We start from the raw sequence: 15,335 nt of genomic DNA, 5'->3' as shown, positions 1-15,335 counted from the left end.
TGTGTGGTGGTGGGGTGTTTGGGGGGGCGGCGGGGGGGGGGGGGGGGGCGGGGGGGGGGGGGGGGGGCCGCCCCGCCCCCGCCACTACCGGAAACCCGACCGGCGGATTATCAGGCCGCCAGCGAATCCAGCGCGGCTTCCAGCGCGTCCAGGTTCGGCAGCAGCGCGCTCTGCTCGCCCAGCAGCACACGCATGTGCACGATGTCCGGCAGGGTTTCTTCCGAGGCGTCTGCCAGCAGGCCGTCGCGCGGCACCGAAATCAGCTGCGGGAAGTTCTGCGTCAGCAGCGCGTAGTACGGACGCTGCGCGTTGCCGCTGAGGGCCTTCAGCACCACCACCTTGTTATGACCGCCCACGGCTTCCTCGCCCAGCCCGGAAAGGCGCGCGAACGACACCAGCGGCACCTGCCAGCCATGCCAGCCGATCTCGCCGACCAGCCAGCGCGGCGCATCGGAGACCGGCTGCACCGGCACGCGTGACATCATTTCGGCCACGGTGGCATTGGGCAGCAGCACCCGCGCGTTGCCGGCCTGGATCAGGACGCCGCGGATTTCGTCATTGCTGGCATAGCTCATGGTGCCTCTCCGTTGTCGTCCTGCTCACCCCAGCGCGCGGCAATCGCCTGCGCCAGTTCCTGTGGTTCACCGGCCACCATGCCGGCAGCAACCACCGCAGTGGCTGCCGCCGGGTCGTAGCAGCCCTCGCCCACCTGCCCGGCCACCCATGCGCCGGCGGCGGCCAGATCCAGCGCCGGACCGACGTGGGCCAGGTCGGCGCCGCTGAGCAGCACCAGCGCGGTGTGTTCTGCCGGCAGCCCGGCGATGGCGATGCCGTTGGCGTCGCTGAGGAAATGCAGGCCGTCGGGCGCCGTACGTACGCCGATATCATCGGCCAGCACATGCACCTCGCCCGGGATGGCGCGCTGACCGGCTTCGGCCAGCTGCACCGGCAATGGTGAGACGCGTGCCATCTGCTTGACCAGGTTGCCGTAGCGACCGCCATCCAGGCGCATGTGCACCAGCACCGGCACGCTCAACGACGCGGGCAGTGCGCCGAGCAGGCGACGCAACGCATCCGGGCCCCCGATGCCGGCCAGCACCAGCAGCGATGCGGCACGTGCACCGGCCGGAGCAGCGGCATCCAGATCGACCAGGCTCAAATGATCGGTATCGAAGGAGGGCTGCGGCGCGGCGACCGTCGCCACCACCTCCGCCGGTGCCGGCGCTTCGATCGATTCCTCGACCAGCGACCAGGCGGTGTGATCGAAGGAGATCGGCGGTGCCGCAGGCGCCGCCGGTTCGGCCAGCGCTTGCGGCGGCGAAGGCAGATCCAGTGGTTCAGGCACGACCGGCTGCAACGCCGCCAGTGCCTGTTCCAGCGCGATCGGTTCGTGCAGCTGCGAAGGCGGCGAGTACAGGCTGTCAGCAGGGACCTCGCCGGCCCAGCTCAATGCCTGGTCCAGGTGCGGTTGCAGCGCCTCTTCCTGTGGCGCCGGCGGCGGTGCCGGGTGGCCCGGCTCCAGCTGCAGGCTGGGTTCTTCTTCGGCCCCCGGCGGCAACACCTGCTGGTGGCCATGCAGCTTGGCGGCCAGATGACGGCCCCAGCGCTGAGCCTCCCAGCCATCACGACGTGCGGCCAGCTCGGCCTCGTCGAAGACCAGGGTCAGGCCCGGTGCGGACAGCACCGCTTCCAGGCGCTCCAGCGCATCTTCGATGGCGGCCTCCAGCGCGATCACCACGAACTGCGGGCGCGCCTCCTGCAGGACCCGCGCCTCCAGCGTGTTGGGATCATCTTCCAGCACCAGCTGCACATCAGCGTGCGACAGCGCCTCGCGCAGGCGCTCACGCGCCGCGCCGGGGCGGGCCAGCAGGGCAACAGCCGGAGCCACTTGGGTTTCACTCACGGACACGGGCGATCCCCAGCAGGTCGTACACGTTACGCATCAGGTCCAGTTCCTGGTACGGCTTGCCCAGGTAACGCTGGACGCCGATCTCGAAGGCGCGCTGGCGGTGCTTGTCGCCGCTGCGCGAGGTGATCATCACGATCGGCACATCCTTGTAGCGCGGGTCGGCACGCATCGCGGTGGCCAGCTCGTAGCCATCCATGCGCGGCATCTCGATATCCAGCAGCATCAGGTCCGGCACGCGCTCTTCCAGGCGCTCCAGCGCTTCCACGCCATCGCGGGCGACGCTGACCTCGAAGTTGTGACGCTCGAGGATGCGGCCGGTGACCTTGCGCATGGTCAGCGAGTCGTCGACCACCATCACCAGCGGCACCTGGCGCTCCTGGCGCGGCGCGTTGGCCAGTACCGGCAGCGTCGGGTTGGCGAGGAAGCGACGAACCAGCGGCGCCACGTCCAGGATCACCACCACGCGGCCATCGCCGGTGATGGTGGCGCCGTAGATGCCCGGCACCGATGCGATCTGCAGGCCGACCGGCTTGACCACGATTTCGCGGTTGCCCAGCACCTGGTCGATCGCCACGGCGGCACGCAGGTCGCCGGCGCGGACCAGCAGCAGCGGCACCTGGTCCTGGCCATCGGCACGCGCCGGGGCCTGGCCGACCAGGCTGCCGAGGTCGTACAGCGGATAGTCTTCGCCACTGTAGCGGTAGCTGCTGTCGGCGGCTTCGAAGCGCTCGCGCGACAGGCGGCCGATACCACTGACCGACGCTACCGGCACTGCGAAGGTGGTTTCGCCGATCTGCACGAACACCGCCTGGGTGACGGCCAGCGTCTGCGGCAGGCGCAGGGTGAAGCGCACACCCTGGCCACGCACCGACTGGATGTCGACCGAACCGCCAAGCTGGCGTACTTCGTTGCGTACCACGTCCATGCCCACGCCGCGGCCAGCCAGCTGGCTGACCTGGTCGGCGGTGGTGAAACCGGAGGCGAAGATCAGGTTGTCCAGTTCCTGCTCGTTCGGCTGCGCATCGGCAGCCAGCAGGCCACGGTCGATGGCGCGGCGACGGATCGCCTCGCGGTCCAGGCCAGCGCCGTCATCGGCCACGTCCAGCACGATTTCCGAACCTTCGCGGTGCAGGCGGATGGCGATCTCGCCCTCCTCCGGCTTGCCGGCGGCGCGGCGCTGTTCCGGCGCTTCCAGGCCATGGGCCACGGAGTTGCGCAGCATGTGTTCCAGCGGCGCGACCATGCGGTCGAGGACGTTGCGGTCCAGTTCGCCGTGGGTACCTTCCAGGGTCAGGTGGACCTGCTTGCCGGTATCCATGCCCGACTGACGGACCACGCGACGCAGGCGCGGCACCAGGCCATCGAATGGCACCATGCGCGCGCGCATCAGCCCGTCCTGCAGTTCCGAACTGACGCGCGACTGCTGCTGCAGCAGTGAATCGTACTGGCGCGACAGATCGTCGAGCACGCCCTGCAGGCCACCCAGGTCGGCCGCCGATTCGTTCAGCGCACGGCTGAGCTGCTGCAGGGTGGAGAAGCGGTCCAGTTCCAGCGGATCGAACTTCTGGTCGGCCTGGTCCTGTTCGCGCTGGTAGCGCGCGACGATCTGTGCCTCGGTTTCCAGGTCGAGGCGGCGCAGCTGGTCACGCAGACGCGCATTGGTGCGCTCCAGTTCGCCCATGGCGCCACGGAAGGCACCGAGCTGCTGTTCAAGCCGCGAGCGGTAGATCGCCACTTCACCGGCATGGTTGACCAGGCGGTCGAGCAGGTCGGCGCGCACGCGCACCTGCTCCTGCTGCGGACGCGCCAGCGGATCTTCATCGACCACGCCTTCTGCCGGCAGCGGTGCCGACAACGGCGCATCAAGCAGTGCCGGAGCCGGGCTGGCGACCGATGCCGCGGCAGTTTCTGCGACGCTCGCCACGTTGGCTGCCGCCGCCGCAGCGATATCGGTGGTGGTACGCACTTCGAACGCGTCGACCAGGTCCTGCGCCGGTTCCACCACGCGATGATCACCGGTGCGGGTCAGCAGCTGGTGCAGGCGATCGAAGCCACGCTCCAGCAGCTGCACATCGCGGCGCTCGATCTCGGTGCGGCCGGCGGCGACGGCTTCCAGCAGCGATTCGATGCTGTGGCCGAGATCGCCGATGGCGTTGATGCCGGCCATGCGTGCGCCACCCTTCAGGGTGTGCAGATCACGCTGCAGGCCGGCCAGCACCTCGCGGTCCTGCGGCGCATCGCGCAGTTCGCTGATCAGACCGTCGCAGTGGTCGAGCAGGTCCTTGCCTTCCTCGACGAAGATGTCGACCAGCTCGCGGTCATACACGCTGAAGTCGAGCGCATCGATGCCATCCGCGTTTTCTTCCAGAGCGGCGGCTTCGTCGTGGGCCGGCGCATTGACTGCAACGACTGCGACTTCGGGCTGGACAGGTTCGGCATCGTCATGGACCGTGCCCTGACCCGGTGCTTCTTCGAGTTCGAAGAAGCGCACCGGCTCTTCGGAGGCCCGCAGTGCTTTGGCAGCGATCTCTTCATTCACCGTCGCCGGGGACGGCTGATCGGCGCTCTCTCCTTCGCCGACCGCCGCCTCCCCGCCGACGTCCGCATCCTCGGCAAAGGCTTCCGCCTCGCCCGGCGCGAGTTCGCTGGCCTGGAGGCCGAGCACGGGCCATTGCCCGGTGTCGTCCAGGGTCTGCTCTTCGTCGATCACGTGCAGGCCGGCCTCGAGCGCGGCTGCCAGCGTGACCGGTTCTGCAAAACCCGGCGCAGCCATTTCATCCTGCAGGCTCGACAGCTCGCTGTCGAGTGGCAGTGCAGCAGCGTCGCCGAAGGCGTTGTCGTCGGCCCCATCCAGATCGGAGGGCTGCAGCGTATTCAGGTCGATCGCGTCAATTCTTGCAGGCGCAGGCAGCTCGTCCGCGTCGCGGTCATCGACCGGCAGCGCGCTGGCGTCGAGGTACGGCGACAGGTCGTCTGCGGCAGTCAGATCGGCTTCTGCGACCGCCGTCGGTGCAGCCTCCGCCTCGGCCGGCGCAACAACCGGCTCACTTTCAATCGGCTGGATCGATTCAATCGATCCGATATCCACGGCGGCGGCTTCGCCCTCGCCCGGCACCGACGGCCATCCGGCATCGAAGTACCGCGACAGATCATCGCTGCTGGTCAGTTCACCGACTTCCAGGCCCGCATCGATCACGTCCGTGGTTTCCAGCGCCTGCGCGCCGGCTGCAATCGGTTCCAGCACCGGCTCGGCAGGCTCGATCCCAGACTCAGTCGGCTCGAACGCGGCGGTATCCGGCGTGTCGACAGCGGCATCGAACTCCGGATCGGCCTCCAACGCCAGATCATCGTCCTCGTCCTCCAGCCCGACCATCGGCCAGCGCGCTTCCGGCAATTCGCCGGCCAGCGCCTGCAGGCGCTGCACCAGCGCGCCCTGCGGTGCGATCCGCGGCTGCTCGGCCTGCAGCGCTTCCATGGTCGCGGTGATCGCCTGTGCGGTCGCATCCAACGCGGCAACGCCCTCGTCGCCAGGCACCACGTCGGCGGCCAGTGCGCGCTTGATGTAGGACTCGGCACCGCCGGTGACCGCCGTGATCTCCGGCACTTCGGTCATCGCGAAGGCGCCGTTCATGGTGTGCACCGCGCGCAGCAGCGCGTCGCTGACCGGCTGCGGTGCCTGCTGTACCGAGCGCAACCAGTCCTGCAGCGTCGCCTGGTGGACTTCGACCTCGGCCTCGAGGATCTCGCGCAGCACGCTGTCGATGTTGGCTGGCGTGCCCACGGCCTCGGGCACTGGCTCGGCTTCGTCCTGCACCAACGCGATGGCTTCGGCCGCCAGGATGCGGCTGATCTCGTCCTCGCCTACGGCCTCGGCCTCGGCCACCGGTGCCACAGGCGTGGCCGCTACCGGCAGCGGCACGTAATAGGTTTCCTCACCGGCGCCGACACGGTCGGCGATGGCCTGCATCGCCTGCAGGTCCACGCTGACGCGCTGGCCGTGGCGCAGCGCGGCGTTCAGCTGCGGCAGCGCAGCGTGCGCGTTGTCGACCATGGCCAGCACAGCCGGCGAGGCCGGGCGGCTGCCGTCCAGCACACGGTTGAGCATGCCCTCGATCTTCCACGCGAACTCACCCAGGGTGCGGGCACCGACCAGGCGGCCACTGCCCTTGAGGGTGTGGAAGATGCGGCGGATCGGACGCAGCCGGTCCATGTTGTCCGGCTGCATGCGCCATGCCGGCAGCAAGCTGCCGAGATTGGCCAGTTCGTCATCGAACTCCTCCAGGAACACCTCACGGATGTCCTCGTCGATGTTCTCCGCGTCATCATCGAAGCCCGCTTCGAAACCCGCCTCGGCATCCACCGTGACTGGCGCTTCGGCCACGGTGGGCGCGGCCGTTGCCTGCGGATTGAAGTCCGCAGCGGCCGCACTCAGCTCGGCGAAGAACTGTGCGTCGGCTTCGCTGAAATCGATCGGCGCGATGGTGTCGATGTCGATCACCGACACCGCAGGCGCATCCGCCACAGGCGTCGGCGCGTCGGCACCGGGTGCCGGCGCGTCAATCGGTGCATCCGCAGGAGCGGCGCCCATTTCGGCGGCAACAGGATTTTCGTCCTCCATCGTTGGCGCGCCGGCATCGGCGATCTCCAGCGACGGGTGCAGCGGGGCATCGTCGTCCAGCGACAGCGTCTCCATCGCATGCAGCGACAGCACATCGTCGGCGTTGTCCAGCGCGTCGGCGTCGAAGCGGAACACCACGTCGTCACCCGCAGGAGCAGCCTCGTGCTCGGCGGCCACCGGATCGAACACCGGTGCGGCATACGCATCGGCGTCGATGCTTGTCGTCGCAACTGCGCCTTCGTCGGCGTCCAGCGCGACTTCATCCGCCAGTGCCAGCGGCGTTGCCTCCGACAGCGTCCAGTGTGTTGCAGCGCCCTGCCCCGCGTCGGCCTGTTCGAAACTGACCGGATCGAAGCTGGCAAAGGTCGGGCTGCGCTCGTCGTCGGCAGGCGCGAGCGGATCGGCCTCCGGATGGAACGGCGCAAGATCCCACTGCGGCACCTCGGGCGCAGGTGCGCTCGAAGCCGCAAACACCAGCGGTGCATCTGCGTCGTCATGCAGCGACAGCGGTGCGGACGCAACCGTCCCCAGCGCACCAAACATCAGGCTGTTGTCCACCACGTCCGGTGCAGGCGTGGCCGGTGGCGGGTCGAAGGTAAAGTCCGGCAGCGGCACCGGCACCGTGCCGGCGGCAGGCGCGGCCGGCCGCACCGGAATCTCGATGTGCTCCGGCTGCAGCGGCTCGGCCTGCAGCGTGACCGGCTCGCGATCCACCAGCAGCGATGCAAACGGAATCGGCGCAGCGGCAACCGGTTCCACCGCATTGCGGTCCGGCAACGGCCAATAGCGCAGCGCTTCAAGGCTGCTGCGGGTGATGTCGAGGATGTCCTCGCGCCCCGGCCGACGGTCGCGCAGGGCTTCGAGGTAGTACTCCAGGCTGGCCATTGCATCGGCCAGGGTGTCCAGCTGGCGGCCACTGGGCACGCGCTGGCGGCCGATCAGCTCGGCTTCGATGTACTGCTGCACACCGCGCAGGTAATCGGCAGCAGTGCCCAGATCCAGCATGCGCAGCGCGCCAGAGACATCGCCCAGCAGGCGCGGCACGTCCTGCAGCTCGGCATGGTTCCAGCTGGTTTCAATGAAAGCGACGAAATGCTCGCGGGCGGCGGCGAAGTTGGCGATGGCCTCATGTGCCAGCACCTCCACCGTGCGCCGGTTCTCGACCGCGCTCGGGTCATCTTCGCCACTACCGCCGGCGCCCAGATGGGCGACCTGGTCGTCCAGCGACGCGTCCACGTAGAGCAATGCGCCGGCGATATCCAGCAGCAGATTCTCGTCGATCTGCTGGCGGCCTTCGACCACGCCACGCAGCGCATCGCGCTGCTGCACGACCACGCCACGGGCCACGCCCAGGCCCATCATGCCCAGCGTATCGGCCACGGCGCCAAGTTCGTTGGCCTGGGTCTGCAGCTGCTCCGGCGCGCCGCCGGTGCGCAGGTGCAGGTCCAGCGCATCCTTGATGCGCAGCAGCTCTTCCTTCACAGCACTGCCCACGGTATCCAGCAGCTCGCGGTTGCGCCCGCTCAGGCTGCCACGGGCATGGTCCAGCTCGGCCTCGGTGGCGGTGACGCTGTCCGGTGCGAATGCCAGCAGCACGCTGTCATGCACGCCTTCTTCGCCACGCGCGGCACGGATTTCGTTGAGCAGCGGCATCAGCACGATCGGAATATCGCGATGCCCGTTCTGCAGGCGCTCCAGGTAGTCGGGCAGCAGCACGCTGCCACGCATCAGGGTCGCGCAGGCTTCATCCCGATCTGCCACACCACCGGCGCCGATGGCATTGGCCAGCTGTTCAAGCTCCTCGGCCACCATCGCCGGGGCGTACAGCTCGACCATGCGCAGGGTGCCCTGCACCTGGTGCAGGTAGCCGGCGCAGATGCGCATGCGGCTGGCATCGGTCGGGTCTTCCGCGTAGTACTCGACCTCGTTGCGCACCTGGCGCAGGGTCTCGTCCAGCTCGGGCTTGACCCAGCCCAGCGCTGCGTGGCTCATCGCATCGCGCAGACTGCTCATGGACGCGCTCCGTTCGCCGCCGCGCGGAAGCCGCGCGAGTTCTGGCGTGGGGAATGGAAATGCTTCATCGACTGGTTCCTTGCTCGCCGCCCTGCCCGCGTCACGCCGGCAGCTTGAAGTCGGCGACCGAACGACGCAGGTCGGCCGCCAGCTGCGCGAGGTGGCCGATCGATTCGGCGGTCTGCCCGGCACCCTGCGAGGTCTGGCCGGTGATCTGCCGGATCACGCCCATGGTGCGGGTGATGTCCGAGGCCGCAGCCGACTGCTGCTGGGCGGCGATGGAGATGTTCTTGATGAGGGTATTCAGTGCATTGGACACGCGCTCGATCTCGGTCAGCGCGGTGCCGGCGTCCTCGGCCAGGCGTGCACCGGACACCACTTCGGCCGTGGTCTGCTCCATCGACGTAACCGCTTCGTTGGTATCGGCCTGAATGGCCTGGACCAGGTTTTCGATGCGTCGGGTCGCACCCGAGGTACGTTCTGCCAGGCGCTGCACTTCGTCGGCCACGACCGCGAAACCGCGGCCCGCTTCACCGGCCGACGCCGCCTGCACTGCTGCGTTCAACGCCAGGATGTTGGTCTGCTCGGAAATGTCGTTGATCAGTTCCACGATCGAACCGATTTCCTGCGACGATTCGCCCAGGCGCTTGATGCGCTTGGAGGTTTCCTGGATCTGGTCACGGATCTGGTCCATGCCCTGGATGGTCTCGCGCACCACGCCGGCACCTTCGGCGGCGATCACCACCGAGCGCTGCGCCACGTCGGCCGACTCGGCCGAGTTGCGCGACACCTGCTCGATGCTCGCCGCGATTTCGCCGATGCGGTCCGAGGCCGAGGTGATCTGGTTGGCCTGGTGGCCCGCCGCCTCTGCCAGCTGCATGGCAGTGGCCTGGGTTTCCTGGGTGGACAGCGCGACCTTGGCCGAGGTGTCGTTGATGGTGGTCACCAGGTGGCGCAACTCGTCGACGGCGTAGTTGATCGCGTCGGCGATGGCGCCGGTCATGTCCTCGGTCACCGAGGCCTTCACCGTCAGGTCACCCTCACCGAGCGAGGAAATTTCGTCCAGCAGCCGCATGATCGCCTGCTGGTTGCGGCTGTTGAACTCCACCTGGGTCTGGTAGCGCAGCTCCTGCTCGCGCGAGCGGCTGCGCACGTTGGTGGAGACGAAGCCGATGATCGCGATCAGCGACAGCGCACCGGACACCACGCCGATCCAGAAGTTCGGGAACAGGCGGGTATCGGACACCGAGCCGAACGAGGAGAACGCCTCGAACAGCTTGCGGCTGTCGTCCAGCATGTGTGCCGACCCCTGGCCCAGCGCAGTGGCCGCCGACTGTGCGGCGAACAACTGGCGCGAGCTGGCCAGGATCGCGTCGGCATCCTGCTTCATCGCTTCCCACTTCTGCTGCGACTGCTCCAGCGCGGCCACGGCGGCAGCACCACGCACGGCGGTGATGCCCAGTTCCTCGTTGCCGTTGCGCAGGCCGTCGAGCACCTGCGAGAACACGGTGATGTCGCGTGCCAGTGCATCGCCGGACGTCGCCGCAGCGCTGCCACCGGCGCGCATTTCGGTCACGCGACGGGCCATCGAACCGGCCACCACGACCTGCTGCAGGGCGCTGTACACCTGCGACGACGGCGCGCCGGAGGCGGACATCGCGCGCACCAGCTCGTTCAGCTGGGCCTGCAGGCCCGGCACCGCGCCGGTGAAATTGTTGGCGTTGCCGGCCAGGGCCAGCACCGCCGGTTCACTGGCGACCAGCTGCCCGGCCTGCTTGCCCAGTGGTGCCCAGGTTTCGCCCAGGGTGGCGATCGCGCCGGACACGCCCGGTTCCTTGCCGTAGCGGCCCTGCAGGGTCGACACGTTCTGTTCGATCGCGTTGCGGGTGGCCTTGAAGGCGGTGAACGCCTGCGCGTTGCCGCCCACTGCGTCACGGCCCTGGTTGGCCAGCTGCTGCGACAGTACCTGCAGGTCGGCTGCCTTGGAACCGGCATCGGCCAGGCGACTGCCCTGCCAGGTGGCGACGCCGGTGTTGACACCGAACAGGATCATCGATGCCAGCAGCAGGAACAGCCAGAGGTTGCTGCCGCCCAGCCGCAGCTTGCCGGTCTTGGTGGCGTCCGAAGCAGTACTCATCGTTCAACCTCGATCTTCAATGCAGGGGGCGATGCCCGGCCTCAGGCCGCGGCTTGCCGGAATTCAGGGGTACGCGACAGCAGCGAGAGCGAGAACACGCCCCAGTCATGACCGTCGGCATGGAAGGCGCGATCGACGAAGTGGCCGTAGCGCCCTTCGGCCAGCGTGCCGGCCGCGATCTGCTGGTCCAGTTCGAAGCTGCGCTGGCCGAACAGTTCATCGATGGTCAGGGCGACGTCGCCGCCGGCCTGGCGCATGATCAGCACGCGCTGGCCTTCCTGCTGCACGGTACGCGTGCCTTCCAGGAAGTACTTCAGGTCGACCACCGGGAACAGGTTGCCGCGCAGGTTGCCCACGCCCAGCAGCCACGGCTGCGCGCACGGTACCGGGGTGACCGGCGGCATCGGCACGATTTCCACCACTTCGCGGAAATCGGACACCAGCCGGCGCTGGCCGACGCGGTAACCCACGCCACGCCAGAGGTCCTGGGCGAACTGCCGCTCGGGCAGCTGCACCGCGTGGGCCAGGCTGCGCCGTTCGTAGGCTTCGAGAATGTCGAAGGGCGAGCGCATCAGGCCACCAGTTCGTTGATCCGCGCGATCAGTTCATCCTCGCGCGGCGGCTTGACGATGTAATCGGCCGCGCCCTGGCGCAGGCCCCATGCCTTGTCGGTTTCCATCGCCTTGGTGCTGACGATGATCACCGGGATGTGCTTGATCGCCGCATCACGGGCCATCGCGCGGGTGGCCTGGAAGCCGCTCATGCCGGGCAGGACCACGTCCATCAGCACCAGCTGCGGCACCTGGTCGCGGACCAGCTGCAGTCCATCCTCGGCGTTGTCCGCTTCCAGCACCTCGTGGCCGGCACGGCGCAGCCACTGGGTGAACACCGCGCGGTCGGTCGGTGAATCCTCGATCAGAACGATACGAGCCATTGTGCCTTTCCCCCCTGGTCAGGCGTTGACGTATGTGCGGATGGCACCCAGCAGTTCTTCACGCGTGAAAGGCTTCGTCAGGTACTGCTCCGAGCCGACGATGCGTCCCCGCGCCTTGTCGAACAGGCCATCCTTGGACGACAGCATGATGACCGGGGTCGCCTTGAACAGCTGGTTGCCCTTGATCAGCGCACAGGTCTGGTACCCGTCCAGGCGCGGCATCATGATGTCGACGAAGATGATCTGCGGTTGCTGGTCTGCGATCTTCGCAAGCGCTTCGAAGCCGTCGGTGGCGGTGACCACCTCGCAGCCTTCGCGCTTGAGCAGCGTTTCCGCAGTCCTGCGGATGGTCTTCGAATCATCGATGACCATCACCCGGAGTCCTGCGAGTTCCCCGCCCGCAGTCGTGTTTTCAGTCATTGCCTATCCCCAAGCGCACGGCCCGATCTCTGGCGGGGGCCGCTACGAAAGCGTATCTATATCGCACTTTCCGCGCCCGCTTCAAGGCCGCCCCATGGCGTGGGGCATGGCGCCCTCCTGAACGTGACGGGTTTCGCAATGCGTGCGCGACCGCCGGGCGGACGCTGCGTTGCAGTACGGCGGGGAGGCGCGCGAGCGGCGTTGCCGCTACCATCAACGCCTTGCCTGACAGGTGCGCCCATGCCGTTGAACGTCATCGTGGTGATGGATCCCATCGCCCACATCAAGATCGCCAAGGACACCACCTTCGCCATGCTGCTGGAGGCCCAGCGCCGCGGCCATGCCCTGCACTACGTGCGCCCGGGCGGCCTGGCCCTGGAAGGCGGCGTGGCGGTGGCCCAGACCGCGCCACTGCAGGTGCGCGACGACCCGGCCGGATGGTATGAGCTGGGCGCATTCAGCCGCACCGAGTTCGGCCCCGGCCAGATCGTGCTGATGCGCAAGGACCCGCCGGTCGACGCCGAATACATCTACGACACCCAGGTGCTGGACGTGGCCGCGACCGCCGGCGCCTGCGTGGTCAACAATCCGCAGGGGCTGCGCGACTACAACGAAAAGCTGGCCGCGCTGCTGTTCCCGCAGTGCTGCCCGCCGACCCTGGTCAGCCGCGATGCCAAGGCGCTGAAGGCCTTCGCGCTGGAACACGGCCAGGCCGTGCTGAAGCCGCTGGATGGCATGGGCGGCCGCTCGATCTTCCGCAGCGGCCAGGGCGACCCGAACCTGAACGTGATCCTGGAAACCCTGACCGACGGCGGCCGCAAGCTGGCGCTGGCCCAGAAGTTCATTCCCGACATCACGGCCGGCGACAAGCGCATCCTGCTGGTCGACGGCGAACCGGTCGACTACTGCCTGGCGCGCATTCCCCAGGGTGACGAGTTCCGCGGCAACCTGGCGGCCGGCGGCCGTGGCGAAGGCCGCCCGCTGAGCGAGCGCGACCGCTGGATCGCCGCCCAGGTCGGCCCGGAAATGAAGCGCCGCGGCATGCGCTTCGTCGGCCTGGACGTGATCGGCGACTACCTGACCGAGGTCAACGTGACCAGCCCGACCTGCGTGCGCGAACTGGACGCACAGTACGGCCTGAACATCGCCGGCACCCTGTTCGACGCGCTCGAGGCCGGCCTGCGCTGATGCCGTCCGCACCTGCCGTCCTGCCCCCGCCTCCGCGCGAAGCGCAACGGCTGGGGGCGACCATCGCGCTGTCTGTGCTGGTCCACGCCCTGCTGATCCTGGGCGTGGGCTTTGCCGTGAAGGGCGATGCACCGCTGGTGCCGACGCTGGAAGTGATCTTCAGCCAGACCCGCACCGCATTGACGCCGAAGCAGGCCGATTTCCTGGCCGCGGCCAACCAGGAAGGCGGTGGCGAGCACGATCGCGCACAGCGTCCGCGCGACAACCAGGCCGGCATCGTGCCGCAGGCCCAGTCCGGAATGAGCCCGGTTCCACAGCAGCAGCAATCGGCCGCGCCGGTTCCGCCGCCACAGGCACGGGTAGTCAGCAGCCGCAATGGCCAAGAAGTGGTCGCGCAGGCGCAGTCCCGGCCCACGCCGGATCAGCCCGAACCGGACGCACCGCTGAGCGCACGCGAGCAGCGCGATGTGGAAATGGCCCGACTGGCCGCTGAAGTCCATCTACGCTCGGCGCAGTACGCCAAGCGCCCGAACCGCAAGTTCGTGTCGGCCAGCACGCGCGAATATGCCTATGCCAATTACCTGCGTGCCTGGGTCGACCGCGCCGAGCGCGTAGGCAATCTGAATTACCCGGACGAGGCCCGGCAGCGCCGGCTTGGTGGCCAGGTGGTGATCAGCGTGGGCGTGCGCCGCGATGGCAGCGTGGAGAGCAGCCGGATCCTGCGTTCGAGCGGGACGCCGCTGCTGGATGAGGCGGCACTGCGGGTGGTGAAGCTGGCGCAGCCGTTCCCGCCGTTGCCGAAGACCGAAGATGAGATCGATATCCTGCAGGTCACCCGCACGTGGGTGTTCCTGCCGGGCGGCACCCTGCACGACGACCGGTAGGGTTTGTTGCCCGGGCCTGCGGCCCGGGACCCGCAGAGGCTACGGCCACAACCGAAGCAACAGCAGAAGCGGCGACGGAGATGCCGGACCTGGCGGGGCGGTGTGGGCTTGCAGGACACGCCGTAAACCCGTCCATGGGGGCTCGATGGCGCCATCCATGGCGCCAACGGTCCTGCAAGCCCACACCGCCCCACCTCTGACAGATCCCGGCGCATCGTGTCCCGCTCTGCTGTTGGCAGGTGTCGACCTTGGTCGACACACATCCACGCTACGCGTGGATGCGAGCGAAGCGATCCGCTTTTGACTTTGACTTTCCTTTTTTTTGATTTTCCGTGGCGGACGCACACGGAAACTGTCAGAGGTCGGGCGGGTGGGCTGCGCAGGGGCGTGAGCCGCATGGATGCGGCGACCGAGCTTACAGGGACGTACTTGCAGCGCCCCCTGCGCAGCCCACCCGCCCGGCCAAACCACGGCTTTTGATCTACGCAACCAACCCCGCCACGAGGGGCTCAGCCGTTGGCCTTCGCCTTCGCCTCGCGCGCCGCCTGCTGCTCGACCAGGGTCAGCGCCACGTTGTCGCGCAGGTACGCCGGCTCGACCCTCTCCGGTGCAATGACTTCGCCGCGAGCGAACGCCGGCACCGCCAGTGCCAGTACGTCTGACGCACGCGGCAATGCGGCGGCATCGAATCCACGCAAGCCAGCCCCAAGTTGCGCCACCAGTGCGCCCTCGGCTGCACCGAAACCGGTACCGACACCGTAGGTCGACAGCCCCTCCGGCAGCGCCACCGCTGCCGGTGCGCACACGCGTTCAGCATCACGCGCCACCGGCAGGCCGTCCACACGCTCGAAGCGGGCGACATACAGTTCGCCCATCCGCGCATCGATCGCTGACAGGATCTGCGTTTCTTCCGCCGGTGCCCGCAACGCCAGCACCTGCAGCGTCGAGACCGGCAACAGCGGCCGGTCCAGCGCCAGTGCGATGCCCTGGGCAATGGCGATCGCCAGGCGCACACCAGTGAATGCACCGGGGCCGCGGCTGAGTGCGATGCCGTCCAGCTGGCGGCGGCTGATGCCTGCTTCGGCCAGCAGCGCCTCGGCCCACGGCAGGCTCAGTTCGGCATGCCGGCGCGGGGCGATCTCGAAGCGTTCCAGCACCTGCCCATCGACATGCAGGGCAACGGAACAGGCTTCGGTGGCGGTTTCAAAGGCGAGCAGTTTCATCAGATCGGG

10 protein-coding genes are annotated in these 15,335 nt (G+C 68.2%); 2 read left to right on the top strand and 8 right to left on the bottom strand.

Annotated elements, in window-relative coordinates; all coding sequences use genetic code 11:
• Positions 1–110 precede the first annotated feature (110 nt).
• The 7 genes from ACJ7C5_RS13425 to pilG form a co-directional block, all read right to left on the bottom strand.
• Positions 111–575, bottom strand: coding sequence for a chemotaxis protein CheW (locus ACJ7C5_RS13425; RefSeq protein WP_006385148.1), 465 nt, complete (start codon positions 573–575; stop codon positions 111–113).
• Entirely contained in the window at positions 572–1,903 is a 1,332-nt protein-coding gene (locus ACJ7C5_RS13420) for a chemotaxis protein CheB (protein ID WP_412704182.1), read from the bottom strand. Before ACJ7C5_RS13420 ends, ACJ7C5_RS13425 begins: the two co-directional genes overlap by 4 nt.
• A complete protein-coding gene (locus ACJ7C5_RS13415; protein WP_412704181.1) occupies positions 1,896–8,540 on the bottom strand; it encodes an Hpt domain-containing protein in 6,645 nt (2,214 codons plus the stop codon). Before ACJ7C5_RS13415 ends, ACJ7C5_RS13420 begins: the two co-directional genes overlap by 8 nt.
• Positions 8,541–8,640: 100 nt before the next feature.
• Positions 8,641–10,677 (bottom strand): methyl-accepting chemotaxis protein, encoded by a 2,037-nt coding sequence (locus ACJ7C5_RS13410; RefSeq protein WP_010482706.1) that lies wholly within the window; start codon positions 10,675–10,677, stop codon positions 8,641–8,643.
• Between the two features lie 41 nt (positions 10,678–10,718).
• Complete coding sequence (locus ACJ7C5_RS13405) at positions 10,719–11,249, bottom strand: chemotaxis protein CheW (protein WP_005410716.1); 531 nt, start codon at positions 11,247–11,249, stop codon at positions 10,719–10,721.
• Entirely contained in the window at positions 11,249–11,611 is a 363-nt protein-coding gene (locus ACJ7C5_RS13400; protein WP_005410717.1) for a response regulator, read from the bottom strand. Before ACJ7C5_RS13400 ends, ACJ7C5_RS13405 begins: the two co-directional genes overlap by 1 nt.
• A gap of 18 nt (positions 11,612–11,629) precedes the next feature.
• On the bottom strand, positions 11,630–11,983 hold the full coding sequence (gene pilG / locus ACJ7C5_RS13395; protein ID WP_003478904.1) for a twitching motility response regulator PilG: 354 nt from the start codon (positions 11,981–11,983) through the stop codon (positions 11,630–11,632).
• A 288-nt stretch (positions 11,984–12,271) separates the two neighbouring features.
• On the opposite strand from pilG, the gene gshB reads away from it, so the two are divergent.
• Both gshB and ACJ7C5_RS13385 read left to right on the top strand, forming a co-directional pair.
• Positions 12,272–13,219, top strand: a complete 948-nt coding sequence (gshB, locus tag ACJ7C5_RS13390) for a glutathione synthase (protein ID WP_412704180.1) — start codon at positions 12,272–12,274, stop codon at positions 13,217–13,219.
• Entirely contained in the window at positions 13,219–14,103 is an 885-nt protein-coding gene (locus ACJ7C5_RS13385; protein ID WP_093999672.1) for an energy transducer TonB family protein, read from the top strand. Before gshB ends, ACJ7C5_RS13385 begins: the two co-directional genes overlap by 1 nt.
• Before the next feature lie 509 nt (positions 14,104–14,612).
• Here ACJ7C5_RS13385 and tsaB read toward each other — a convergent pair.
• A complete protein-coding gene (gene tsaB, locus ACJ7C5_RS13380) occupies positions 14,613–15,326 on the bottom strand; it encodes a tRNA (adenosine(37)-N6)-threonylcarbamoyltransferase complex dimerization subunit type 1 TsaB (RefSeq protein ID WP_412704179.1) in 714 nt (237 codons plus the stop codon).
• Positions 15,327–15,335 lie beyond the last annotated feature (9 nt).

Origin of the sequence: Nocardiopsis yanglingensis (assembly GCF_045809185.1) — a bacterium.
Classification (GTDB): domain Bacteria; phylum Pseudomonadota; class Gammaproteobacteria; order Xanthomonadales; family Xanthomonadaceae; genus Stenotrophomonas; species Stenotrophomonas yanglingensis.
Note: the sequence above shows the minus strand (reverse complement) of the source record. Positions and strands in the feature narration are given on the sequence as shown.

Coding starts and splice junctions, on each gene's coding strand:
- pilG (WP_003478904.1), bottom strand. CDS start 11,983: ATGGTCATCGATGATTCGAAGACCATCCGCAGGACTGCGGAAACGCTG.
- tsaB (WP_412704179.1), bottom strand. CDS start 15,326: ATGAAACTGCTCGCCTTTGAAACCGCCACCGAAGCCTGTTCCGTTGCC.
- ACJ7C5_RS13425 (WP_006385148.1), bottom strand. CDS start 575: ATGAGCTATGCCAGCAATGACGAAATCCGCGGCGTCCTGATCCAGGCC.
- ACJ7C5_RS13400 (WP_005410717.1), bottom strand. CDS start 11,611: ATGGCTCGTATCGTTCTGATCGAGGATTCACCGACCGACCGCGCGGTG.
- ACJ7C5_RS13415 (WP_412704181.1), bottom strand. CDS start 8,540: ATGAGCAGTCTGCGCGATGCGATGAGCCACGCAGCGCTGGGCTGGGTC.
- ACJ7C5_RS13385 (WP_093999672.1), top strand. CDS start 13,219: ATGCCGTCCGCACCTGCCGTCCTGCCCCCGCCTCCGCGCGAAGCGCAA.
- gshB (WP_412704180.1), top strand. CDS start 12,272: ATGCCGTTGAACGTCATCGTGGTGATGGATCCCATCGCCCACATCAAG.
- ACJ7C5_RS13410 (WP_010482706.1), bottom strand. CDS start 10,677: ATGAGTACTGCTTCGGACGCCACCAAGACCGGCAAGCTGCGGCTGGGC.
- ACJ7C5_RS13405 (WP_005410716.1), bottom strand. CDS start 11,249: ATGCGCTCGCCCTTCGACATTCTCGAAGCCTACGAACGGCGCAGCCTG.